Origin of the sequence: Acetivibrio mesophilus, assembly GCF_004102745.1 — a bacterium.
GTDB classification, from domain to species: domain Bacteria; phylum Bacillota; class Clostridia; order Acetivibrionales; family Acetivibrionaceae; genus Hungateiclostridium; species Hungateiclostridium mesophilum.
In genome coordinates this window covers 43,104-67,006 of record NZ_RLII01000002.1, presented here as the reverse complement: position 1 = coordinate 67,006, position 23,903 = coordinate 43,104, and the positions used below count along the sequence as shown (strand labels likewise).

The following is a 23,903-nucleotide window of genomic DNA, read 5'->3' as shown; positions in this document are numbered from 1 at the left end:
TTAATTATATCTTATAATTATTCTATAATTATAGCATCAAATACGGTATATAGCCAATGAAATATGTATTATAGATTGATTTAGATTAGGATATCTTCTATTTTGACTACAATACAAGTTATATTATCAAACCCACCTTTTTTTAGCGCTTCATCTATAAGTTTTGGCGCGATTTTCGAAGGTAAATTTTCAGAACTAATAATATTCTTTATGAGTTCATCTTTAACCATACTTGTAAGGCCGTCAGTGCAAAGAAGGAATACATCGCCCTTTTCAACGGAAAAGCTATCCGAAACATCTGCTTCGACAGTTCCTTCTTCCGGAGATATGCCAAGATATCTAGAAAGCATATTCCTACGCGGGCTGTTTGATGCTTCTTCCGGGCTTAAAATACCTAGTCTTATGAGCCTTTCGGCCTCTGTATGGTCTTTGGTGAGTTGGATTATTTCATTGTCTCTAAAATGGTAGACGCGGCTGTCACCTAAGTTCAATGCCTGTGCCCGGCCGTCGTATAGCAAAAGAGCAGCAAAGGTTGTTCCTATCCTCGCACCATATTCAAGACTTAAATTATATATTAATTTATTGGTGTTATTAATATAGGAGTTAATCCTATTAATACATTCCTCAATATTGCCATCATTATTGCTCCTAATTAGGTTATGTGCCTTCTTTAGCTCATTCATAGCAGTAAAAGAAGCTTTATTACCATGGGTTTCTCCACCCATGCCATCACTTACTGCAAACAGGAAAAAGGAGTCAGCTTCATTAATATCAAGAGGAATAGATTTTTCATTCATAGACGAGGAAATAAAGATACCGTTAAGATAAAAATTATCCTCATTAACACTGCGTACAGAGCCGGTATCACTGGCAACTGAAGCCCGCAAAATAATATTTTTTTCACTATACATGGCTTATCCTTTCATAATAAATTATATAAAAGATAACAGTATATTCTATTTAAATAGAAGTTATAGAATTGTTAAGATAGAGCCATCCCATACACCAGCATCTTCAAGGGTCTCATCATCCCGCAGAACTCGTCCTAATGGCTCAGCATATAAATGAAACTTTGAAGTGACACTGGTCAAATCATCGTCAAGGCGAAGAGCGTAAGCTATCAATGATGATAGATGCTTTGCCGGTATATCAGTGGGGAGCTCTAAATCACGGGTATCTTTTTTGTTCTTGGATTTAACTGTTACAATTACATTGTTCATACTTTTTCAACCTCACTTTAAAAGAGGCTATGCAGATTTTACATAGCCTCTTTACGAATTTGGCCTCTTGGTAAAATGAAAGAGGCAAAAACGATGGAACTTGGTGTTCCAAGTTTTTATTTTTATGTAAGTAGAAAATTTTACTTACCGCTACGAAGTTTACTAGCTACATCTTTATCAGCCTGATCAAGAGCTTGTGCAACTGATTCTAGTGATTTTTGAAGGTCAGCGAGACATTGATTTAGCTTTGTCTCAAGTTCTTTTCTTAATGCCTGAAACTGTTCAACATAAGCCTGAGCAGCATTACCTTCCCAGATGCTTTGAAGGTTGGTTATTTCGGTCTGGATATTATTTAGAAAATTCGTAGTTTCAGTAGTTTTTTGACCTATTCTCCTAGCAGCGCTTTTAACCTCTTCTGGTGTAATACGAATAATACCTGCCATTTTTATTCCCCCTTTTTAAATTAATATTGGTATTAATTTCGACTATATGAAGTCTGTACCAAACAACATTATTATCTCAGAAAAATAAGCAAAAATCAATAGAGAATTCTAATTTAGTAGTCAGCTTTAATTATTCGACAGGCCTATTATCTTTATTGCTATAGCTCTTTTTAATCTGTGTTATCCATGCCTTTAGGATATTGTTTTCCAGCATAGCCGTCTTAACTCTGCAAAAACGTCCTCGATTAACAAGATAGCCATCACCGGGGTTTATTGCCTTTTCGGTTGTTCCATAGGGGAGCCTGATGGAAAACAGTTGTTGGTCGGAGATACTTCCCAGTAATATACCTGTTTGCATGTCTTTAAAAGCCTTCGCTAAATTATCCCAACTAGAGCCCACATCTTGGGTGTAACCTGCCATGACCGTACTTATACCAAGATTTCGTTCCTTTTTTACCAGTATTTCAAGTAGGTCTTTGGTAGTAGAGTCGGCATACTGCATAAAATCATTAAAGTCGTCAATCAAAATAAGGCTGAGTTGTCGGTTCAAAATGAAATCCTTATCATTAATCAATCCTCCCGCACGAATCCTCTCTTTATTAAGGTCAGATTTTCTATCATCAATCTCTTTTTTAAGGGATTCTGCAAAGTCGGCTATATTCTCCCCATCGTTGGTATAGGTTTTGGTGTGGGGAAGCTGGCTTAATGCATAGAGCCCGAGAGAGCTTGAGTCAAAGATGTGTATTGCCAGCTTTTCCGGAGAGAATTTAAGAGCAAGGGTAATAGTAAGCGCTTGAAGGAATGTTGTCTTACCGCTTTGAATATCTCCAGATACCAACAAATGGGGCGTATCCAGCAAGTCAATAAAGCTTAACTCCATTTCATTTTCTTCAATTCCAAGAGGTACACACACAGGTTTACGAGCAAGGGTCTTTTTGACTTCATCTCTCGTAATAAGATCCTTGTAGTATACGATTTCAGGCATAACAGGAATAGGCTTGGCTTTGGAGCCTGTCCAGCTTTTTGATATTTCACTTATAGTTGACTTAAGTTTTATTGTTCGTTCAATTTCCGATTCGCCTTCCGTTGGCAAGGCTGTCTGGAATTCAAGGGGAGGATTACCCTTTACCAGACCGCGTCCGTTTACAGGGCTAGGTTCCAAACCAAAGGTTCTTCCTACAATAAGTGAATAGTCACCTTTATCGGACATCTGAAGTGCAATAGCCAGCTTGAAATTGGAACTCAATTTGTAGCGAATCGCTGATGTGCTACTGCATGTCACTACTATATGTATGCCTAAATTACCTCCTTCTCTGGAAATCTGAATAAGATAATCTTCATATTCGGGATACATCTCGGAGAAGGCAGAGAAATTATCTATGATAACTACAATTGCCGGAAGTGTTTCCTCACTGGCATCTCTATAGGCTGTCAAGCTGCTGACGCCTTTTTCGGAGAAGAGATCTTTTCGTGTATCCATTTCTTTTAATATGTATTTGAAGAGCTTATTTAGCTTCTCTTCCTCGTCAACCATTACTGTTCCTCCAACGTGGGGAAGCCCTGAGAATATACCTAGAGTTCTAACACCAAAATCCAGTATATACATATTTACATCGGAAGGAGAGTAGTTTAATGCCAGGGACATAATTAAAGTCTGCAAAAGCGTGGTTTTGCCATATCCCGGTGAGCCATATACGATTAAGTGTCCCTCTTTTCCAAGATCAACTGTCAATGGAGCCTGAAGCTGTTTTTCCGGATCATCTAATAGTCCAATGACTGGATTTAACCATGTATCTGCCTTTGTCCACTTTTCACCATCCCAGCACCCGTTTACATCAGTAAGGAGGGTTTCAAGATAGATGTGCTCAGGAAGAGGCGGAAGCCATGGTCCTTTAAGACGAACTATATTATCATGCTGAGCCACACTTGCTATATGAGCGACAGTAGCTTCAAGCTGAGTAAATTCAGCTTTGCTGATTCGTGATGTGGATCTTGTATAAAGTTGGTGACGTTTACCATCTATGGCTACTTCTGAAATATCATTCTGTGTATTGATTTCTTCGCTGGCGTCAGGAGTATAGCCTGCTCCACTCCATGCAGACTGGAAAAGCTCGAATATTTCATCGTTTCCAACTTGTATGAAGGCTCTTCCAGGCAGTTTGATATCTGCAGCATCGGGACGTTTGATAACATCCTGGCTGTCCTGAGGCCCTTGAACCTTAAGACAAATACGGAAGCGAGCGTTACTCCATATCTGATCATCAACTACACCCGCCGGCTTCTGCGTTGCAAGAATAAGGTGCACACCAAGGCTTCGCCCAACCCTCGCAGTACTTACCAACTCTCTCATAAAATCCGGCTGTTCACTTTTTAACTCTGCGAATTCGTCCGCAATTATGACAAGATGAGGAAGGGGTTCTTTGGCTTTCTGGCTGTGGTAAAGTTTTTGATAGCTGTCTATATGGTTTACTCCATGTTCGGCAAAAATTGTCTGTCTTCTCTTAAGCTCACTCTTAATTGATACAAGGGCACGGGTTGTCTGATTTCCTCCAAGGTTGGTAATTGTTCCAACCAGATGAGGCATATCGAGAAATGCGTTTGCCATACCTCCTCCTTTATAATCTATCAGAACAAAAACCACATCATGGGGATGAAAGTTTATTGCCACAGAAATTATAAAGGACTGGAGAAGCTCACTTTTACCGGAACCCGTAGTACCTGCAACCAATCCATGGGGACCCTGTCCGCGCTCATGGAGGTCAAGGGAAATCATTTCATTGCCGGTACGGATTCCAAGGGGAGCAGCCAATGAACGGAAAGCTTTGTTTTCTTTCCATCTTCCCAATATATTCAATTCCTCGACGGTTCTGACTGAATACAGTTGAAGAAGCGTTATTGCAGAAGGCAGATTGGTCGAAGTCAGCAATTCCTTTATGCGTATAGGAGCCATGCTTCTGGAAAAATGCTCTGCATCCTTTATAGATGCTATATCCGGCAAAAAGGGGATAGGGGATGACCCCTGGCTTCTTTGCACCATATGACCGGATTTGGGAGCCAGCTCAATAATAACCTGACAATCTTTTGGAAGATACTCAATCCTGTCAAAAAGATAAATAGTTGATACCCCGAGGATTTGGTTGTTGTGAGCCAAATAATTCATAATTGCCTCATTCTCAATCAAACGGATGTCGGCTAGAATAAATACATAATGAGGTAAATTCACAGGAGTAAGGGGTGTATCGATTTTATCTTTGTTGGTGCGTTGTTCACGCTCTTTTATAATATCATAGAATGCACCAAATAACTGATGGGCTGTTTCTTTATCGTTTGCCAAAAAACGGATTTGACGATTTTCATTCCATACATGGGGTAGCCAGCGAATCCACTCCCATTCATCTGCCTCCTCTTTTGGATAAACCAGTATGATTTTTACCTCTTCATAGGAATGAAAGGTTGCCAGTTGCATAATTAAAGCTCTGACGTTTTTTAGAACTTCACTTCTAGATCCTATTATTCCTGCTGTGCCTAAATGAAACAAAGGAACACAAACAGGTATATCCGAAACCTGACTGAATTCATCATGCAGCTTTTGAGGTTCTGACATTAAAGGGTCATTCTCAATGCTCAGTGTCTGGTTTTGAACCTGAATTTTCATTGCAAGAGGCATGGTGCCTATACCTATACGTGCCGATAGGAAATCATTGAACTGAGGGGTTCTTTCCCAAAGTTTTCTGTCTATGCTTTCAACACGACGTATGCATTCGTTGAGATCAGGATTCATAATCAGCATACCTTTTTTTTGCTGTTCCCGGGCTATTTCAAGTTCTTTACGTATTGAGTGAAGGATTTCTCCATACTTTTTGTTTCTCAAATCAGTGTCAGTTTTGAATTTTTTATTTTGAGATATATATTGAGATATTGATACAAATACAGATACAAACGTCATGGAGACTGAAAGTAACATATAGGATGATTTTCCAACTATTGCTGTAATAATTGTTATTAAAGACATCATTACCGGAGGCAATAAAATAGGTAACAACGACATAGTAGGCTTGTTTGCTGCCGCCGGAGGATTTGGTATTGCCTTCTCACCTCCCGGCATTTCAGGAATAAGCCTTGGGGAGCGTTGAATATAGGGGTAGGGAGGTTTTGTGGATTTTAAGGCTGCTTTCAAGCCGTTGACAAAGACTCCATCTCCTATGTGGTATACTGAAATAATAGGTCCCTCAAATACTATTTTATATCCGCAGATATGGATTATGTCACCTTGACTTAATGTACTGTCATAAACCTTTTTCCCGTTTAAAAAGGTGCCGTTGAGGCTCTCCAGATCTGCAATGTGATATCTTCCGTCAATAGATTTATATATTTTAGCATGCTCACTTGAAATCAGTTTGTCAGAATAAACTATATTGCAGGATTCACTTTTTCCTATGGTGATCTCGGAAACTCCCCGTATTTCAAAGTTTTCCAGAACGTTATCATAGGGATCTTCCGGTTTTACCATTATGGCAGACCTACTCATGGTTTCGGGAGAATTTCCAATTATATATGTGTCAAAGGGAACAAGCTTCTTCTTGCTTATAGTGCTTCCATTGCAAAAAATACCTGATTTACTGTGATTGTAAATATACCACTGGTTATCCTCTTTTTTTAGCGAGCAATGGTTTTCATCAATGCAGGAGGAATCAATCACTATATCGTTTGAATTAGAGCGCCCGATAGATATTATATTTTTATTGAAAGAATCAATTTCAACAATTCTAAAAAAATTATCAAAGTATATATGTAAAACATGTTTATTTCCCATAAAGATTACCTCACAAAGAAAATACTTTCAATACCTTAAGAGTTTTCGTCAGTTATATCTTTTATATCTTTTATATCTTTAAGTATTTCATCTATACTTGCTTCATCGGATTCAATGACATCGGCCTCGTTAGCTTCCGGTTTGGTGTCCAAGCTTTGGGAAAAATTAATAAAATCTTTAAGTTCAAGCAGTTCGTCAATACTGCTGTCGGATTCAACGTCCTCATTGGAAGCCGTAGCAGGGGCATTTGACATATCCAATGGATTTTCATCTTTGACTTCGGATTCTCGAATTTCGTCGAACAAATTAATAATATTGCTGTCGTTGGGCACTTCAACTTCGTCCGGGACTGAAGTCTTTGGGTTGTGGGATATATTTATTTCTTTAATATCATCAAAGAGACCCAATAACTCTTCACCTGAAAGCTCTTCTTCTTTTTCGGCATCGGTTTGTGAATTGGTTTTGATTTCAGATTCAGATGGAGTATATCCGTCCTGTGAGGCCTGATCGATTAAGAAATCGGGAAGCTCCGAGTCTACCGCCAGTATTGGAGCACCATAAGATACTGCATTATCCAAGACTTCCGGTTGCTTTAATTCTATTGTAAAGCTGTCCTCTAGCGCAAAGGTACCGTTTATAAATATTTGCAATTTCCAGTCGCCTTCCGGAGTATCATCATTTATATCGATTTGAAACAACGCTTCGTTTCCATTAACTTCATCTTTGACTCTGTCTTCTAAAACACTTTCCTGAACCTCATAGATTTCATTATTGGGAGTATACCATATTGCATTTACAGCACACAAACCAATTATGTCGGAAAAAACGATTTTTAAGGTAAGGCTACTGTGTTTGTCCTTATAGTATTTTTTTCCACTATTTTCACAAGATAAAAGGTCCTTGTCAACACATAAAAAGCTGTAGCTTTCGATATTGAGAGAAGCCGGTTTGATATTGATTATCCTTTTATTGTTTTCGCCAATAATAATAGAAGATGCTGTGCCACCCTTATCATCATGTGTATAGATTAGGGCATTTGGATCGTTAAAATATATGCTATCATTTATTAAAAATTTATATCTGTAATTGCCGGGAGAAAGTTCAATTTCTGTCATCCAGGTACCGTCATCATGCCTTTTAAAAGAATTTCTGCTGCTATCCCAGTTATTGAAATCTCCGATAACAGATATACTTTTGATAGCAAAACTGTTGGTACAATAGAAAAATGGAAATTTCATAAAATCATTAACCCCTTTATAAGTGAAATATAACTAATACTATAGTCACTATAAAATCTTACCATAAATTTTCCCATTGCACCAGCTTTTTTATAGCGGGTTGCCATATATTTATACCTTGAATATCCTATAGTTTATCCCTTCAGTGAAAAGATTGTAAATTGCTTGGTTCTTATATAAAATTATTATATAAGGGATACTTGATTGGGGGAAAATATATGCCAAAAATAGTATTATGCGTTACCATGATTATTATGCTACTGATGAGTTTTGTCTTAAAATCAAATGCTTATAACGCAGAAATAAACGGTGAGGTTATTGTGTGGAACCCAGGAATTAGAGGCGGAATTCCAACAAGGCCTGTTGTAGCCAATGTTATGGACTTTGGAGCAAAGGGCGATGGTTTAACCGACGACAGCAATGCTTTCATAAAGGCTATTGAATCTGTAAAAGATGGAGGTGCTGTTCTGATTCCGTCGGGAGAATATCTTTTAAAATCAAAAATTACATTGAATAAACCGATTGTTTTAAGAGGAGAAGGCCCTGGCAGAACAAACCTTTTGATAGATCACTCATCCGATGCTTTTGAGGCTATAACCTACAAAAGGGGAAACTGGGTGAATCTCACCGGAGGCTATACCCGTGGATCGAGGGAATTGGTGGTATCCGATCCGACAGGGTTTGTCGCCGGCAAATATGTTGAAATACAACAGGATAATGATCCTGCCGTGATGTATACTTTGCCGACATGGAATCAAGGGTGGGCAGACGGCGCCGTAGGGCAAATAGCAAAGGTGGTTTCGGTTTCGGGCAATACTGTGACTATTGATGAACCTCTTAGAATTACATATAAGTCGAAATTGAATCCTGTAATTAGGACGCAGGGCTTTGCAGAATATATTGGGTTTGAAGATTTTTCTGTGAAACGTATTGATACCAGCGATACCTCAATGTTTTATTTTAAGAATGCAGCAAACTGCTGGATTAGCAATGTTCACAGCATTAAACCTTCAAAAGCCCATGTCAGTGTTACAACAGGATACAGGATTGAAGTACGGGACAGCTTTTTTGACGATGCAACAAATTGGGGTGGAGGCGGACACGGATATGGTGTGGAACTGGGCTTTCATTCATCGGACTGCCTGATTGAAAATAACATATTCAAGCATCTGAGACACTCGATGATGGTGCACCTTGGTGCAAATGGAAATGTTTTTGGGTACAATTATTCAATAGAACCATATCAGAACGAAGGAGGCAACTGGACACCAGCCGATATTTCAGTTCATGGACACTATGCCTATTCCAATTTGTTTGAAGGAAATATAGTGCAAGAAATAACTGTTTCCGATTACTGGGGACCCTCCGGACCGTACAACACGTATTTTAGGAACAGGGTAGAGTCAGAGAATATTTGTGTGGAGGACTCATCAAACTATCAGAATTTTATTGGCAATGAAATTGTAAGCGGCAATATTCTTTGGGATACCGATGACCGATATCCGCATAAAATTGACCCTTCAACGCTGTTTTTACATGGCAATCTCATATCTGGTTCAATTCAGTGGAATCAACAAACTCAAGATCATGCAATACCAGATTCTTATTATCTTGACAAAGAGCCGGTTTTCTTTGGAGCTATGGAGTGGCCATCAACCGGATGGGACAGAATAAGCGGCACCAACCCTGCAAGGGAAAGGTATTATGGCAATACAATACCCACTGTCTCGCCGACCCCGGATAACCCCATAAGGTATGGTGACATAAATGGTGATAATAAGGTCAACTCGACGGATTTGACATTGTTAAAGAGGTACCTGATGAAAACTATCAGTGATTTCCCGCATCCGGATGGCAGGATAAGCGCCGAAGTAAGCGGAGACGGAAAATTAAATTCCACCGATCTTACATTGATGAAAAGATATGTCCTAAAAATAATTGATAAGTTTCCTGTCGAGGAGATTTGACGAAAAAAGTACATAAAAATTAATTTATCTTTCGAATATACTATTTTGAACTAAGCACTCCTGGTAATTTTAAACCTGGACGTAGAAAGTTTATATATTCTACTCATTTTATTACCTTTTTCACAGGGAATATGTCTGAACCTAATAGATTCAGACATATTCCTTATTTATTCTCATCGAGTGTAATGAAAGGGGCTAAAGCAAAAGGACTCCATGTTCCAAGCTTTTATTTGAATAATTATATTTGCTTATGTCAATAATTATTACTGATTAATCCAATATTGACCTTAGTATTATAAAATGTGGAGGTAATAAAATGGGTGAAAGAGAAATTTTCAATCAGATTAATGACGTGCTAAAAGAAAACGGCTACGAAACGAGGATTAACGGACTTATGGACCTGACGCATTTTTTGAATGATGAAAAGGATTCGGATAATTCCGTATATGACAGAGTCAGGGAATTGTACGATCAATTTATAATGGGAATTGGTATGTGGTGATTTTTATAATACCAACAACAAAAAATAAAAGCTCGGGACATCGAGTCCTTTCGCTTTTGCCTCTTTCATTTCACTCCAAGAGGCTAATACAAAAACGGCTTCATAATTAAAGAAGCCGTTTTCGTGTGTTACTTGATACAACCTATTGTATTATTGCTATATTTATAGTGCAAACTGGGATTTTACCTGTGAAATATCACTTTGATCGGCCAGTTGAGCTGCCTGATAATATCCCTTTTGTTCTGCCAATTTGTAAAGGTCATACTGAAAAGTTTCGCAGTTGTTTCTTATTTGCTGTATTGTCTGCCTTAACTGTTGGTTGGATGATTGTGTAATAACATTTGCATAACCAGTAAGACTGCTATTGATCTGTGATAAGATGTCATTTACCATTTCTTTATCTTGCATTGTTTTTTTACCTCCTTTAGCTTAAGAATGACATTAATTGTTGCTTAGTGTTTCTTGCATCCTGGGCAGATTTTTGAAACATTTGTTTCACCTGCGGATCTGTCGCCTGCTGAGCATAAGTTTCCAGTTTTTTAGCTGAAGTCTCATGAGAATAGATAAGGTGTCTTAAATTCTGAAGCTCTAACTGGTTTATTTGAGTCATATACAACACTCCTCTCATTTGTATTTCACTATTAGTTTCTTTTAAATCAAATAAAATATTCAAAAAAAATCAAAGAATTAAGATTAGCTTATGCAAAGCTTTTTCGCAACATAAATGCACCACTGTTAATTTCTATAGTATTTATTACATACTATAAGAAATTTTATAAAGGGCACATTAAATATTGAAATTTATTTTAAAAGCAGTTGTAGTGTAAGGAGATGAATGGCAATGGAGAATAGTAAAATATCAACCTTTAAAGTTGCAGCAACATATATTGGAACTGTAGTAGGGGCAGGATTTGCCTCCGGACAGGAAATGCTTCAGTTTTTCGCAGTTTTCGGAGCAAAGGGTCTTTGGGGATTACTTATCGTTACAGCTTTATTTATGGTATTTGGCTATATTATCATGGAAATCGGAAGAGGCCTTAAAACAGAATCTCACCTTCAAATAATTAAGCATTCCGGCGGGAGGTTTTTAAGTCCGATAATAGACTATCTAATCACTTTTTTCCTGTTTGGCGCGCTTACTGCAATGATTGCAGGGTCAGGAGCTTTGGTAAAACAGCAGTTTGGAATAAATCCTCTTTGGGGTAATTTGATTATGGCCACCTTTACAGCACTAACTGTGCTTACAGGAATCAAGGGAGTAATAAACTCTATTAGTGCGGTGGTTCCCTTTTTGGTTACTTCAGCTGTAGGCATCAGCTTTGCATCAATTCTCTTTATACAGCCAAAGTCAAGGACCTATGAGCTTGTTGCTGCAACAGCGCCGGCATCAACGAGCGGACTAATCAGTAACTGGCTCTGGGCTGCCATTCTCTATGTTTCATACAATATGGTGCTGGCAATTTCCGTATTGGGACCTCTGGGAGTACAGGCAAAAAATAAAAGTGCATTGAGAAATGGGGCAATACTTGGAGGAATTGGGCTTGGGGGATCGGCGATAGCAATTTATTTTGCCATGGAAAGAAATCTTGAAACTGTAAAGGATATGGAGATACCTATGATTTATCTTGCCGGCAGCCTGTCCTATGTATTGCAAATACTATATGCATTAGTTCTTATAGGAGAAATATATACTACAGCTGTTGGGAGTCTCTATGGATTTTCAGCCAGGATTACCGACATAAATTCAAATAAAGCAAAATTTTATATAATTGGAGCAACTATTTTGGCCTTGGCCGCAAGTCAGTTGGGATTTTCAAATATGGTAAAATACCTTTATCCTGTTGTGGGGTATGGAGGTGTTGTACTCCTTGTATGCCTTGTTATCACAAGATTTAAGCCTGTAAAGAATGCATAAATAAAGTCAACTTATTTACGGTTGATTTTTTTTTCTCATAATATATAATAATTATACTATTAAAATTGCGCGGTGGATATTATGGAAAAATACAGAGGACTTAAATTCTTTGAGCACATTCCGGCAACACCGGATAAGGGAATGATTCTTACAAGATTGGGCTACAAGAAGACTACAACGGTTATGGATGATGATTATAGAAAGAATCTTATGGAGAATATAAGTAAAGGCTTGATGCTGTGCAACACAAAAGGAGTTTTCGGAACATTTGACATAATAAACAGAGATGAAGAATCCGTTGAGCTCGAGAATGGTGTGACTCTAAAGAGCAGAAGCCTGTCAAAACTTCTTTCAAACAGTATGGATGTCGTTTTAATGGCATCAACGGTGGGAAAGGATATTGTGGACAGGATAGTAGATGAGATAAAAAATAAAGATGCCGCTTTTGGAGTAATATTGGATGCTGTAGCTTCTGAAACGGCAGACGCTGCGCTTGACTGGATGGTTGATTTTATCAATAAAATGATAAGAAGAGAAGGTAAAAAACTTACCGGAATGCGATACAGCCCCGGTTATGGAGACCTTCCTTTATCGAATCAAAAATTGATTTTTGATGTGTTAAATTTAGAAAGGCTTGGTATTAATATTACCGAAAGATTCATGCTAGTGCCCGAAAAGTCGGTCATTGCTATAGCAGGTGTGGAAGGGGTTGGCTATAATGAATAAGAAGGATTTTTTGGATTTTTTGAAACAGAATATACTGGTTCTTGACGGTGCTACAGGTACCGAGCTTCAAAAAAGGGGAATGCCCAACGGTGTATGTCCGGAGAGTTGGGCAATTGAGAATCCGGATGTGATTGTAGATATACAAAAAGATTACATAAATGCAGGGGCAAATGCTGTTTATACATGCACCTTTGGAGGCAATAGAATAAAACTTTCCGAATTTGGATTGGGCGATAAGGTGGTTGAAATAAACAGAAAACTGGCACAGCTTTCGAGGAAGGCTGTCGGGGAAAACGGTTTTGTTGGTGGCGATCTTGCACCCACCGGACAGTTTGTAAGACCTTTTGGGGACATGCCCTTTGAAGAAGCAGTGGATATTTATAAGGAACAGGTAAAGGGCCTTTTAGAAGGCGGTGTAGACTTTTTTGTAATAGAAACCATGATGGATATACAGGAAGCAAGGGCGGCCTTGCTGGCCGTAAAGGAAAGCTGTGATCTTCCTGTGTGCGTCAGCATGACCTTTGACGAAAACGGCAGGACACTTACAGGAACTGATCCTGTATCAGCCCTCATTATTCTTCAAAATCTTGGGGCAGATGTTGTCGGATGTAATTGCTCTACAGGACCGGAAGATATGATAAAAATTATCCGTTCTATGAAACCCTATGCAAAAGTTCCACTGCTTGCGAAGCCAAACGCAGGACTTCCCAGGCTAATTGACGGGAAAACCCAGTTTGACATGGAATCGGAAGAGTTCGGAAGCTACATAAGAGAATTTATAGAAGCGGGAGTAAATCTTTTGGGCGGCTGCTGCGGTACATCCCCGCTATACATTGCGCAGATTCGAAAAAATATAAATGGACTAATCCCTATACCCCCAGAACCAAAAGAGATTTGTGCCGTTGCTTCTGCTAGAAAAACGGTTTTTGTAGATGCTAATGAACCTGTCGTGGTGGTGGGAGAAAGAATTAACCCATCCGGAAAAAAGAAGCTGCAAGAGGAATTGAGACAGGGCATGACATCATTGGTAAGGCAATTTGCTATCGAGCAGGTTGAAAAAGGCGCAAACATATTGGATGTTAATGTGGGTATGCCCGGAATAGATGAGAAAGAGACAATGGTAAAGGTGATTGAGCTTTTGTCCTCCATGTCGGACGCACCACTCTGTCTGGATTCATCTTCTCCGGAGGTTCTTGAGGCTGCTCTTAGGATTTATCCCGGTCGAGCCCTCATAAACTCTATCTCGGCAGAAAAAGTCAAACTCGAGAAGCTTCTTCCTATTGCGGCCAAATACGGAGCAGCGTTTATTCTCCTGCCTTTGAATGATGCAGGAGTACCGAAAAGCGGCAAGGAGAGGTGTCATATAGTTGAAGAAGTCTTCAATGAAGCTTTGAAATTTGGCTATACAAAAAAAGATATCATAGTTGATGGGCTTGTTATGACTGTATCGGCTGATCAAGAAGCTGCCCTTGAGACATTAAATGTCATAGAATGGTGCACCAATAATTTTGGTTGCGGAACAATAGTGGGACTTTCAAATGTATCCTTCGGAATGCCTGAAAGAGCTTGGATTAACTCGGCTTTTCTTGCCATGGCAATTGGATACGGGCTGACAATGGCAATATTAAATCCGTCCAGTGATACGCTTATGAGCATAAAAATGGCTTCAGATGTATTGAAGGCAAAGGATAAAAACAGCAAGAAATATATTGAGTATTTTGCTGCACTAGTGAGTGATAAGCCTGTAATTCCTGAAAAAAAGGACACAGCAAGTCCCGTAGAAAAAATTTATGAATCAGTAGTAAAGGGTGACAGAGAGAATGTTCGGAAGTTCATTGATATTGCATTAAAGGATGGAATAGAGCCTTCGGTAATTGTTGATAAACATCTTATTCCTGCCATAACTCATGTAGGCGACCTCTATGACAAAAAGGAATATTTTTTGCCTCAGCTGATACAAAGTGCAGAGACAATGAAAGAAGCCTTTGGAATTTTAGAGCCTCTTCTTGAGAAAGAATCAGAAGGTGAAAAAAATAGCAAGGTAGGAGTGGTACTGGCTACTGTAAAGGGAGATATACACGATATCGGAAAGAATATAGTTGGGTTGATGCTCAAAAACTATGGCTTTGAAGTGTATGATCTTGGAAAGGATGTAAGTGCCGAAGAAATAGTAAAAAAGGTAAAGGAAACAAAAGCACCGATAATCGGCCTTTCTGCGCTGATGACAACAACAATGCTTGAAATGAAGGAAGTTGTAAACCTTGTGAGAAAAGAGGGACTTAGCGCTAAGGTAATGATTGGTGGCGCTGTAGTAAATGCTGATTATGCAAAAGAAATAGGTGCAGACGGATATTCCGAGGATGCTTATGCTGCTGTGAAGCTTGCATCTAAGCTCTCAGAAACTTAACTGCCCAAGTATCGGCAGATATTCCAATTGATACATAATAAGTAATGATTCTGAAATGAAAAATTCTATTGACACAACATATAGTACATGGTATAATTAACCACAACAACATATTGAAAATGGTATAGGTGCCTGAGATAGTACGTGTTTCAGGTTAAAAGGGAAGCAGGTGAGAATCCTGCACGGTCCCGCCGCTGTAATGAGTAGATGTTTCAATATATGCCACTGAATGATAGTTTGGGAAGGCTTGAAATGTCGATGATTCTGAGTCAGAAAACCTGCCTATATTTTTATGAGCGTGGCATTGCTCTACGGATGATAGGGAGGTGTCGATATTTTTCTGTTTCTAAAACGGCCTCATAATCTATGCTTGAGAGGTTGTTTCAATAATCATTTCTTTATAATATCGAATTTATTTTGTCAAGACGATTACTTTTTTGGGAGTATTGGTTTGTCAAATATACAGAATATTTTTGTTTTTATGAAAAAAATCGGATAGGAGATGTCTTAATGATTGCAAAAATTTCGAAAAGGGATGGAAGACTTGAGAAGTACCAGCCTGAGAAAATAACCTGGGCTATTTTTAACGCTGCAACCGCATGCGGAGGAAATGATTTCAGCCGTGCTGAAGAGCTTTGCCGTCAAGTAAATGAAATACTCAACAGAGAGTTTCAAAATAGGATACCCGGCGTGGAGGATATCCAAGACATTGTAGAAAAGGTCTTGATTGAAAACGGTCATGCCAAAACCGCAAAGGCATACATATTATACCGTGAGAAGAGAAAAAGTGCCCGAGACTTAAATGCCTTGGTGGGAGCCACTATTAATATGTTTTCCGACTACTTAGGGGATAAGGATTGGCATATTCAGGAGAATGCCAACACTCAAAAGAGTGTAAACGGCCTTAACAATTATGTTAGAGAGACATTTACAAAGAAATATTGGCTCCATGAGATTTATCCTGCTGAAGTAAGAGAGGCTCACGAGAGTGGAGAATGCCATATACACGACCTTGGATTCTTTGGTCCCTACTGTGCGGGATGGGATTTGCGCCAACTCCTTTTAGACGGATTCGGTGGTGTTGACGGCAAGGTGGAAAGCAATCCTGCAAAACACTTAAGGTCATTCTTGGGGCAAGTTGTAAATTCTACTTTTACAACCCAGGGAGAGACTGCAGGAGCACAAGCATGGTCCAGCTTTGATACATATTGTGCGCCGTTCATACGTTATGACAACATGACCTATCAACAAGTAAAACAGTGCATTCAGGAGTTTGTTTTTAACATAAATGTACCCACAAGAGTAGGATTTCAGTGTCCTTTCTCAAATCTTACATTCGATATAAAGGTTCCAAGCACTCTAAAAGATGAACCGGTCATTATTGGCGGAAAATATATGGATGCAACCTATAAAGAATTCCAAAAAGAGATGGATATATTTAATATGGCCTTTTGTGATGTAATGCTAGAGGGTGATGCCAAGGGGCGAGTGTTTACCTTCCCGATACCTACCATCAATATCACAAAGGATTTTGACTGGGATAACCCCGTGGTAGACAAATTTATGCAAATAACCTGCAAATACGGCATACCTTATTTTGCAAACTATGTAAACTCGGATCTATCACCAGAGGATGCTGTCTCTATGTGCTGCAGGCTAAGAATTGATACTTCTGAGCTAAGAAAAAGAGGAGGTGGGCTTTTTGGAAGCAATCCCCTCACTGGATCCATTGGAGTCTTTACAATCAATCTGCCAAGAATCGGCTATCTTTCAAAGTCTGAAAGCGAATTTAAAGCAAGGCTCTGGAGAGTCGCGAATATAGGCAAAACTTCTCTCGAAATCAAGAGAAAGATAATTGAGCAGCAATCGGAAAAAGGGCTCTACCCTTATTCTACCCATTACCTTAGAAATGTTAAGCAAAGGACGGGACAGTACTGGTTCAATCATTTCAATACTATTGGAATCGTTGGAATGAATGAAGCACTCAAAAACTTTATGGGGAAGGATTTAACCACTGAGGAAGGTCAGAAGTTCGCTATTGATATAATGAATTATTTGAGAGATGTTTTGTTGGAATTCCAGAACGAAACCGGACACTTCTACAACCTGGAGGCTACTCCCGCAGAAGGAACCTCCTACAGGCTTGCTAAAATTGACAAAGAAAGATATCCAGAGATAATTACAGCAGGACATGATACTCCATATTATACAAACTCAACCCAGCTTCCGGTGGAATACACGGATGATATTTTTGAGAATTTAGATCTTCAAGACGAACTCCAATCCCTCTATACAGGAGGTACGGTTCAACACCTTTATCTGGGCGAAAGCATAGAGGATATCAATGTGTGCAAAAACCTTATAAGAAAGGTGTTCACTAATTATAAAATGCCATATATCTCAATTACTCCGACCTTTAGCATTTGCAAGGACCATGGATACATAAAGGGAGAGCATTTCACCTGTCCTGAGTGTGGCAGCAATACAGAGGTGTGGTCAAGGGTAACAGGGTATTTGAGGCCGGTAGCAAATTATAACATCGGTAAAAAGGAAGAGTATTTTACCAGGAAGAAATTTAGACTGGCGGAGAAAGTGTCATGAAAATTGCAGGAATACATAAGAACTCCTTTGTAGATTTCCCGGGAAAACTGGCAATTATTGCTTTTACACCGGGCTGTAATATGAATTGCTTTTATTGCCACAATAGAACTTTGATTTCCGGCAGTAGCGAGGAGTTTATCGATACTGATGATTTTTTTCAATTGCTTACTAAAAGAAAAGGATTTATAGATGGTGTAGTTATAAGCGGAGGGGAACCCACACTCCAGAAAGACTTAGAAGGTTTTATGGAAAAGGTCAAATCCTTGGGATATGCAGTAAAATTGGATACCAACGGGACAAATCCCTATGCGATTGAAAACCTAATCGATAAAGGACTGGTTGATTATATTGCAATGGATGTGAAAGCTCCATTTACTAAATACAATGAGGTTTGCTGCACAAATGTAGACATTGAGAGCATTAAGAAAAGCATTGAGGTTTTGAAAAACAGCGCAGTAGACTATGAGTTTCGTACTACTGTTGCTCCCGGACTTGAAATGGATGATATCTTCGAAATAGCAAAAGGTATTGCAGGAGCAAGGTTGTATGTACTGCAAAAATATCGTGACGTGAACGGGAAGGCGACAAAAGATTCCCATAGTCCGCAATTCCTATTGGATGCAGCAGTAAAGATAAAGGGAATTGTTAGACAGGTGGAAACAAGAGGAGCAGCATTCTGTGCGTAATATTATCATAAAAGCGATGGATACAATTTCCATCGCTTTTATAACACCTCTTACAACTCTTTATATCTCTTTATATCAAATTTTGAATTCTTTCCCTTACTTTTTCTTCTCCCATAATCTGTTGAATCTCCCAGACGTCCGGCGAAGTGCTACGGCCTACTATGGCAATTCTTATAACAGTACTTACATCACCTACATGACCTTTATACATATCTGGATTCTTTTTAAAATCCTTTGGCTTTGCCGCATATCCGTTCTCTGTCGCAATTACTTTGATTTTATCAAACCACTGGGTTTGATCATCGTTATGATTGTAGGTTTCAAGGTATGCCCTAAGTATCTTTTTTGCTTCCTCTTCATCTATGTTTTCGGGATATTTATCAACGATTGCAAAATAGTCATCAAAGAAATAGTTGATGAACTCAAATATCTGTTCGCAATAAATCAAATCCTTACGCGGTTTATCGAAATTTTTACCCACCGACAGAAGCTTTATTACCGAGTCCTTATATTCTACTAAGATATTAACTATTTCTTTTTTATATTCCTTGGCCCATTTGAGCAGAAAATCATAAATATCTTCTGACGAAATTCTAACCAGAACATTTTTACTTATATCATTAAGCTTATCTAAGTCAAACAAAGCACCGGAATTACTCATTTTGTCAAGAGTAAACTGAAAATCATTTATATTGCCGTCAGGGTTTTGAATTCTCCATTCTTCAAAGTTGGAATTTAAAATTGTCATAAGATATTCCCTTACTGCTGCGGGATGATATCCTAATTTCATGTAATACTCCAATCCCAGCTCCGGATCTTTTCTTTTTGAGAGCTTTCTTTTTACGCCATTGTCTATCTTCATTAAATGCGCAGTATGGCAGTATACCGGCAAATCCCAGCCCAATGTTTTAAACAATTCATAATGAATAGGCAGGGTTGAAAGCCATTCTTCGCCTCTTACCACATGGGTTACTCTCATCAAATGATCATCAACCACATGGGCAAAATGGTATGTAGGTATACCGTTAGCCTTCAAAATGACTATATCCTGAAAGTTAACCGGTGAGGAAAGACGACCTCTTATAGCGTCATCAATTTCGAAGGTTTCTTCAGGATTTCCCATAGACTTAAAACGAATAACGAAGCTATCGTTGTTTTCTAGATGTTTTTGAACCTCTTCCAAGGATAAATCCCTGTCCACAGCCCATTTGCCGTAATATCCCGTATTAACATTTTCGGCTAATTGCTGCTCTCTTAATTTCTCCAGATCTTCTTCAGAACAGAAGCAAGGATAGGCTCTGCCCATTTCAATCAGGTGTTTTGCCACAGTCTGATAAATCTCAGCTCGATTACTCTGGAAATACGGTCCATAGTTACCTGTTTCTCCATCGATACCGGCTCCTTCATCAAACCTAAGATCAAAAAACTCCAGAGAGGATATAATGGTTTCTACTGCTCCCTCAACCTTGCGCTTTTCGTCGGTATCCTCTATGCGAAGAATAAATACTCCGTTGCTCTGATGAGCTAAACGTTCATCGACAAAGGCTCCGTAAAGGTTTCCAAGGTGAATAAAGCCTGTTGGACTTGGCGCCAATCGGGTAACTTTCGCCCCATCACTTAAGTTTCTGTCAGGAAATACTGTATCCTCATAATAGGAAATTGACTTTGATATGTTGGGAAAAAGCATATCAGCTAACTTCTTATAATCCATATTTCACCTCATTATTATTAATAGTCAAAATTAAAGACGGCTTTTGTTATTTTTAACAAAGAACCGTCATGTTATTACTTTGGTGACCCATAGGGGAATCGAACCCCTGTTTCCACCTTGAGAGGGTGGCGTCTTAGCCGCTTGACCAATGGGCCAAATTACAATGAATATATTATACACTCTTCAAATTGCTTTTTCAATATTAAATTAAAAAAAAATTGAGCAGTAGACTGAGGCATATATAATCTGATAAAATATGGGGCGTAGGGCAAAGATAGTTATTTTTATGTTTCAAGCATATTTTTAAACACAAGCAAATTACCTAGATTTAATAAGGAGCATGATATATGAGTAGATTACTTACAACTATAAAGAGTTTTTCACCTTGGAAAAAGCGCGTGTTTTATTCAATGCTGATATTATGCTGTATTCTGCTATTGTTTGCAACACCATTTTTAATCTATGCAGGAAGGGTGTACTTCATAAAGAATTTCGGAGTAGAACTTACTCCGTCAAAAGACTATCCTGTCGCTATAACGGGATATTATAGGCAAAATGATCCTCAGTGGAAGGACGATACTATCGGAAATTCCGTTAGAAAGATGGGAAATACCGGTTGCCTGATTTCCTGCGTTGCAACAGCTATATCCGATCTGAATGTGCCAATAACACCAAAGGAATTAAATGCTACACTGACTCAAAACAGCGGTTTTCAAGGTGCGGATTTAATTTGGTATAAAATAAACGAATCCATACCCGAAGTGGACTATAGATATAGTCGTATTTTTAGTAGCAAAACCATAGAGAAGGATCTTGAAAGGGGACTATTACCCATTGTAAATGTTCACTACTTTAAAACGGGTATAACTCATTGGGTACTGATTGTCGGGGCAAAAGACGGGGAGTTTATTATCTGTGACCCAATGGATGACGGAACTAAGACAAGATTGCTTTCAGAACATGGAAAGGTTTATGCTTATAGGGTTATCGAAAGAACACAATGAGGTGATTTTATTGAATAAGGAAAAAAATATATTTATAATCACAGGACCATGCGGGGTGGGTAAATCTACAATTTCTCATAATCTGGCACAAACCTTGGATAAAAGCTCTCACATAAATGCGGATTTAATCTATGAAATGGTGGTTGGTGGATATGTGTTTCCATGGCAGGACGATGGGAATTTAACTGAATTGCTGTGGTCGAATGTCTCCGCCTTGGCTTTTAATTACATTGGGAATAACTTTGATGTAGTTATAGACTACATCGTATTTCCAGAGCAATTGAAGTACCTTGAAAAATTGAGATGTGAATATAATATAGTGCTAAAATATGTAGTTCTGATGGCAAATGAAGATACTATAAGGATAAGAGATGGCAAAAGAGCTCCGGAAGAGATTATGGGAGACAGGGCTATAGAAGTTTTGAATGAGTTTAAGGACAAGGAAATTGATAGTAAATATATTCTTGATACATCTGACAAGAGCATTGAAGATATTGTTTTAGAAATTAAAAGGGCAAAGCGCTTTATAGTGGAGTAAACCAATATCTGTTTTGGGGGGAAATGTAATATGAATAGTATAAAAGTTAATGTAAAATACAGATTAAAAGACTTTAGGGATCTTTATCTAGCTACAAGATATAAAGGTATAATGGGAAAAATTGGTTTAATAATATCTTTTTTTCTTATTTTGATAATTAGTCTACTAGTGCTAATTACAATGATTTATATACTCATTGAACACGAAGACACCGAAACGATATTATTTTTGATTTTTTCAATTATTTTTGCTTTGGGTTTCTTTGTACTATTTAGGTTAGCTCCTTTTTTGCTAGACTACTCAATTCGTAAAGATAAATTTGCTAATGACCGTTCATTGCAAATTCTTAATTGTATCGAAGTAACAGAAGAAAAGATTACTCTCTCCACTTCTGAAGGTACTAATACTTTTTCCTGGAATGACATATACAAGGTTCAGGAACTGAGGCCGTGTTTCTTGATATATTTTTCACCTTTCAAATTGCTTATGATTCCAAAAAGGTGTTTTGCTTCACAGGAACATTTGGTTGATTTTAGGGGAATCTTGTATAGCAGCAGTTTAAATAAACGAAAACTTAAACTTAAAAACTATAAATTAAAAAGTTCATCTCCTGATTATGGAGAAATAGAATTGATAACTCAGCCTGTGACCGAGTATTTTGAAGTCGATAACGAAGAAAACCCTGAGATAGTGATTGATGTTACAATAGAAAAAAAGGATCTTTTAATAACGAATTTTATAGTATTATATAAAAATCCCATAATAATTATTATTACATTATTGGGGTTACTGTTTTTTATATCTGGAATCTTGAATCTTGATTCGGGAATTAATTTAGCTACTATACTTCTTGGAGCTTTTTTTGCATTTCTTTTACCTATAATGTTACTAATAAATGTAAACAGGATGTATAATAATGATGCTACGTTAAAAAAGCCATTCAAATACAGTTTTTACACAAATCATTATACAATTGATTATTCTGCAGGGACAAATCGTGTTGAATGCGCGAATCTAGAGAAAATCGTTGAGATAAAATCTTCTTTTCTTCTGTATATAAGCCCCAAATTATTTCACATGATACCCAAAAGGGTTTTTGCGGGAAAAGAAGATGAGTTGGAAAAATTCAGACAGCTTATACATAAATACCGAAGTTATAAATCTCGACCCAAAATTTAATACATAGAACTGGAATAATAGCTTGAAAGTAATCTGCTTAAGGAATAAAATATGAATAATTAATTGTCAAGGAGGAATACGAAATGCCCCACGTCATTGTCAAATTATGGCCCGGAAGGACAGAAGATCAAAAGATAGAGCTTGCAAACAGGATAGCAAGGGATGTTGTTGAAACGTTAAATGCCTCTGAAACCAGTGTTTCTGTAAGTATCGAAGAGGTTCCAAGAGAAAAGTGGAATGCTGAAGTGTATAAGCCTGATATAATGGAAAAAGGAGAAACACTTTATATAAAGCCGGGATACAAACCGGAAGACTAATAATAGGACCCCTTGAAATTAAAGAGGCAAAAACGGGGATGAATTTCTGTTTACATTCCTTTAGAATTTGGTATAATTATAATATAGTTAATTTTTTAACGAGGGTAAATACTATGGAGAACGAAAAGAGAAAGGAAAATCGGATAGCTGTTATAGGTATTGTAGTAAATAACCGTGAAGAGAGTTCGAAAAGAGTCAACGATATATTAACCGATTATGGCGAAATAATCGTTGGGAGGATGGGTGTACCGTATAAGGAAAAGGGCATTTCTGTAATATCCATAATTGTTGATGGTTCAAATGACAAAATAGGTGCCCTCACCGGCAAGCTCGGCAACATAAATGGGGTTAAGGCAAAGGTTGCTTTAACAAATTAAAGGTGTTGAAATCAAACTGTAAAAATTAATATTAGTCTCTAAGATGTAGGAATAATTAAGATTCTGACGTCGAGGAATATATTGATAACTTATACCTGACGAGATGGATTACTATTTTTGGTAACTATGAAGGATCTAATCGAAGGGGGAATAGATATGTGTGTTTTGTCTATAAACTCTTCCTGACTTTGTATGTCACGAAGAGTTTTATTATTCCGTTATTTTATTTTGGGAAATGAGTAAGAGTAAATTTATACAA

General features: G+C 38.0%; 20 protein-coding genes, 1 tRNA gene and 1 riboswitch. Of the genes, 12 read left to right on the top strand and 9 right to left on the bottom strand.

Annotated elements, in window-relative coordinates:
• Positions 1-80: 80 nt before the first annotated feature.
• The 5 genes from EFD62_RS02570 to EFD62_RS02550 all read right to left on the bottom strand — a co-directional run bounded on the left by EFD62_RS02570 (position 81) and on the right by EFD62_RS02550 (position 7,714).
• A complete protein-coding gene (locus EFD62_RS02570) occupies positions 81-911 on the bottom strand; it encodes a PP2C family protein-serine/threonine phosphatase (protein WP_069193874.1) in 831 nt (276 codons plus the stop codon).
• Positions 912-971: 60 nt separating this feature from the next.
• Positions 972-1,220, bottom strand: coding sequence for an EsaB/YukD family protein (locus EFD62_RS02565; RefSeq protein ID WP_069193873.1), 249 nt, complete (start codon positions 1,218-1,220; stop codon positions 972-974).
• Positions 1,221-1,360: 140 nt separating this feature from the next.
• Positions 1,361-1,663, bottom strand: coding sequence for a WXG100 family type VII secretion target (locus EFD62_RS02560; RefSeq protein WP_069193872.1), 303 nt, complete (start codon positions 1,661-1,663; stop codon positions 1,361-1,363).
• 130 nt (positions 1,664-1,793) lie between these two features.
• Positions 1,794-6,476 carry a type VII secretion protein EssC gene (gene essC / locus EFD62_RS02555; protein ID WP_128705702.1) on the bottom strand — a complete coding sequence of 1,561 codons (4,683 nt, stop codon included), beginning with the start codon at positions 6,474-6,476 and terminating at the stop codon, positions 1,794-1,796.
• Positions 6,477-6,511: 35 nt separating this feature from the next.
• On the bottom strand, positions 6,512-7,714 hold the full coding sequence (locus EFD62_RS02550) for an isoamylase early set domain-containing protein (protein ID WP_128705701.1): 1,203 nt from the start codon (positions 7,712-7,714) through the stop codon (positions 6,512-6,514).
• A gap of 218 nt (positions 7,715-7,932) precedes the next feature.
• Between EFD62_RS02550 and EFD62_RS02545 the strand changes: the two genes are divergently transcribed.
• Positions 7,933-9,681 carry a glycosyl hydrolase family 28-related protein gene (locus EFD62_RS02545; protein WP_069193869.1) on the top strand — a complete coding sequence of 583 codons (1,749 nt, stop codon included), beginning with the start codon at positions 7,933-7,935 and terminating at the stop codon, positions 9,679-9,681.
• A gap of 316 nt (positions 9,682-9,997) precedes the next feature.
• The gene (locus EFD62_RS02540; protein WP_069193868.1) at positions 9,998-10,183 is read left to right on the top strand and encodes a hypothetical protein; all 186 of its coding nucleotides are present in this window, start codon (positions 9,998-10,000) and stop codon (positions 10,181-10,183) included.
• A gap of 162 nt (positions 10,184-10,345) precedes the next feature.
• Here the strand turns inward: EFD62_RS02540 and EFD62_RS02535 are convergent, their stop codons facing one another.
• Both EFD62_RS02535 and EFD62_RS02530 read right to left on the bottom strand, forming a co-directional pair.
• Positions 10,346-10,591 carry a spore coat protein gene (locus tag EFD62_RS02535; RefSeq protein WP_128705700.1) on the bottom strand — a complete coding sequence of 82 codons (246 nt, stop codon included), beginning with the start codon at positions 10,589-10,591 and terminating at the stop codon, positions 10,346-10,348.
• A 16-nt stretch (positions 10,592-10,607) separates the two neighbouring features.
• Positions 10,608-10,793, bottom strand: coding sequence for a DUF1657 domain-containing protein (locus EFD62_RS02530; RefSeq protein ID WP_069193866.1), 186 nt, complete (start codon positions 10,791-10,793; stop codon positions 10,608-10,610).
• Between the two features lie 231 nt (positions 10,794-11,024).
• On the opposite strand from EFD62_RS02530, the gene EFD62_RS02525 reads away from it, so the two are divergent.
• From EFD62_RS02525 to EFD62_RS02505, 5 genes are all read left to right on the top strand, one after another.
• Complete coding sequence (locus tag EFD62_RS02525) at positions 11,025-12,098, top strand: YkvI family membrane protein (protein ID WP_069193865.1); 1,074 nt, start codon at positions 11,025-11,027, stop codon at positions 12,096-12,098.
• An 81-nt stretch (positions 12,099-12,179) separates the two neighbouring features.
• Positions 12,180-12,824 carry a vitamin B12 dependent-methionine synthase activation domain-containing protein gene (locus EFD62_RS02520; RefSeq protein ID WP_128705699.1) on the top strand — a complete coding sequence of 215 codons (645 nt, stop codon included), beginning with the start codon at positions 12,180-12,182 and terminating at the stop codon, positions 12,822-12,824.
• Positions 12,817-15,231, top strand: a complete 2,415-nt coding sequence (locus EFD62_RS02515; protein ID WP_069193863.1) for a homocysteine S-methyltransferase family protein — start codon at positions 12,817-12,819, stop codon at positions 15,229-15,231. The genes EFD62_RS02520 and EFD62_RS02515 overlap by 8 nt, the downstream gene beginning before the upstream one ends.
• A gap of 109 nt (positions 15,232-15,340) precedes the next feature.
• Positions 15,341-15,531, top strand: a riboswitch (cobalamin riboswitch).
• A gap of 210 nt (positions 15,532-15,741) precedes the next feature.
• Positions 15,742-17,832 carry a ribonucleoside triphosphate reductase gene (locus EFD62_RS02510; protein WP_069193862.1) on the top strand — a complete coding sequence of 697 codons (2,091 nt, stop codon included), beginning with the start codon at positions 15,742-15,744 and terminating at the stop codon, positions 17,830-17,832.
• Positions 17,829-18,518: an anaerobic ribonucleoside-triphosphate reductase activating protein gene (locus EFD62_RS02505; protein ID WP_069193861.1), complete on the top strand. Its 690-nt coding sequence runs from the start codon at positions 17,829-17,831 to the stop codon at positions 18,516-18,518. The genes EFD62_RS02510 and EFD62_RS02505 overlap by 4 nt, the downstream gene beginning before the upstream one ends.
• 70 nt (positions 18,519-18,588) lie before the next feature.
• Here the strand turns inward: EFD62_RS02505 and gltX are convergent, their stop codons facing one another.
• On the bottom strand, positions 18,589-20,229 hold the full coding sequence (gltX, locus tag EFD62_RS02500; RefSeq protein WP_128705698.1) for a glutamate--tRNA ligase: 1,641 nt from the start codon (positions 20,227-20,229) through the stop codon (positions 18,589-18,591).
• An 80-nt stretch (positions 20,230-20,309) separates the two neighbouring features.
• Positions 20,310-20,384: transfer RNA gene (locus tag EFD62_RS02495), tRNA-Glu, on the bottom strand.
• A 192-nt stretch (positions 20,385-20,576) separates the two neighbouring features.
• On the opposite strand from EFD62_RS02495, the gene EFD62_RS17975 reads away from it, so the two are divergent.
• The 5 genes from EFD62_RS17975 (at position 20,577) to EFD62_RS02470 (ending at position 23,644) form a co-directional block, all read left to right on the top strand.
• Entirely contained in the window at positions 20,577-21,233 is a 657-nt protein-coding gene (locus EFD62_RS17975; RefSeq protein WP_235832542.1) for a C39 family peptidase, read from the top strand.
• A 10-nt stretch (positions 21,234-21,243) separates the two neighbouring features.
• On the top strand, positions 21,244-21,771 hold the full coding sequence (locus tag EFD62_RS02485; protein WP_162302499.1) for an AAA family ATPase: 528 nt from the start codon (positions 21,244-21,246) through the stop codon (positions 21,769-21,771).
• Between the two features lie 30 nt (positions 21,772-21,801).
• Positions 21,802-22,950 (top strand): YcxB family protein, encoded by a 1,149-nt coding sequence (locus tag EFD62_RS02480; protein ID WP_128705696.1) that lies wholly within the window; start codon positions 21,802-21,804, stop codon positions 22,948-22,950.
• Between the two features lie 83 nt (positions 22,951-23,033).
• Positions 23,034-23,267: a tautomerase family protein gene (locus EFD62_RS02475; RefSeq protein WP_069193858.1), complete on the top strand. Its 234-nt coding sequence runs from the start codon at positions 23,034-23,036 to the stop codon at positions 23,265-23,267.
• 113 nt (positions 23,268-23,380) lie between these two features.
• Positions 23,381-23,644 (top strand): TM1266 family iron-only hydrogenase system putative regulator, encoded by a 264-nt coding sequence (locus EFD62_RS02470; RefSeq protein WP_069193857.1) that lies wholly within the window; start codon positions 23,381-23,383, stop codon positions 23,642-23,644.
• Positions 23,645-23,903: the final 259 nt, after the last annotated feature.

What these genes read in the sequence shown, in the direction of transcription:
- EFD62_RS02570 (WP_069193874.1), bottom strand. Translation starts at nt 911, where the DNA reads ATGTATAGTGAAAAAAATATTATTTTGCGGGCTTCAGTTGCCAGTGAT.
- EFD62_RS02565 (WP_069193873.1), bottom strand. Translation starts at nt 1,220, where the DNA reads ATGAACAATGTAATTGTAACAGTTAAATCCAAGAACAAAAAAGATACC.
- EFD62_RS02560 (WP_069193872.1), bottom strand. Translation starts at nt 1,663, where the DNA reads ATGGCAGGTATTATTCGTATTACACCAGAAGAGGTTAAAAGCGCTGCT.
- essC (WP_128705702.1), bottom strand. Translation starts at nt 6,476, where the DNA reads ATGGGAAATAAACATGTTTTACATATATACTTTGATAATTTTTTTAGA.
- EFD62_RS02550 (WP_128705701.1), bottom strand. Translation starts at nt 7,714, where the DNA reads ATGAAATTTCCATTTTTCTATTGTACCAACAGTTTTGCTATCAAAAGT.
- EFD62_RS02545 (WP_069193869.1), top strand. Translation starts at nt 7,933, where the DNA reads ATGCCAAAAATAGTATTATGCGTTACCATGATTATTATGCTACTGATG.
- EFD62_RS02540 (WP_069193868.1), top strand. Translation starts at nt 9,998, where the DNA reads ATGGGTGAAAGAGAAATTTTCAATCAGATTAATGACGTGCTAAAAGAA.
- EFD62_RS02535 (WP_128705700.1), bottom strand. Translation starts at nt 10,591, where the DNA reads ATGCAAGATAAAGAAATGGTAAATGACATCTTATCACAGATCAATAGC.
- EFD62_RS02530 (WP_069193866.1), bottom strand. Translation starts at nt 10,793, where the DNA reads ATGACTCAAATAAACCAGTTAGAGCTTCAGAATTTAAGACACCTTATC.
- EFD62_RS02525 (WP_069193865.1), top strand. Translation starts at nt 11,025, where the DNA reads ATGGAGAATAGTAAAATATCAACCTTTAAAGTTGCAGCAACATATATT.
- EFD62_RS02520 (WP_128705699.1), top strand. Translation starts at nt 12,180, where the DNA reads ATGGAAAAATACAGAGGACTTAAATTCTTTGAGCACATTCCGGCAACA.
- EFD62_RS02515 (WP_069193863.1), top strand. Translation starts at nt 12,817, where the DNA reads ATGAATAAGAAGGATTTTTTGGATTTTTTGAAACAGAATATACTGGTT.
- EFD62_RS02510 (WP_069193862.1), top strand. Translation starts at nt 15,742, where the DNA reads ATGATTGCAAAAATTTCGAAAAGGGATGGAAGACTTGAGAAGTACCAG.
- EFD62_RS02505 (WP_069193861.1), top strand. Translation starts at nt 17,829, where the DNA reads ATGAAAATTGCAGGAATACATAAGAACTCCTTTGTAGATTTCCCGGGA.
- gltX (WP_128705698.1), bottom strand. Translation starts at nt 20,229, where the DNA reads ATGGATTATAAGAAGTTAGCTGATATGCTTTTTCCCAACATATCAAAG.
- EFD62_RS17975 (WP_235832542.1), top strand. Translation starts at nt 20,577, where the DNA reads ATGAGTAGATTACTTACAACTATAAAGAGTTTTTCACCTTGGAAAAAG.
- EFD62_RS02480 (WP_128705696.1), top strand. Translation starts at nt 21,802, where the DNA reads ATGAATAGTATAAAAGTTAATGTAAAATACAGATTAAAAGACTTTAGG.
- EFD62_RS02475 (WP_069193858.1), top strand. Translation starts at nt 23,034, where the DNA reads ATGCCCCACGTCATTGTCAAATTATGGCCCGGAAGGACAGAAGATCAA.
- EFD62_RS02470 (WP_069193857.1), top strand. Translation starts at nt 23,381, where the DNA reads ATGGAGAACGAAAAGAGAAAGGAAAATCGGATAGCTGTTATAGGTATT.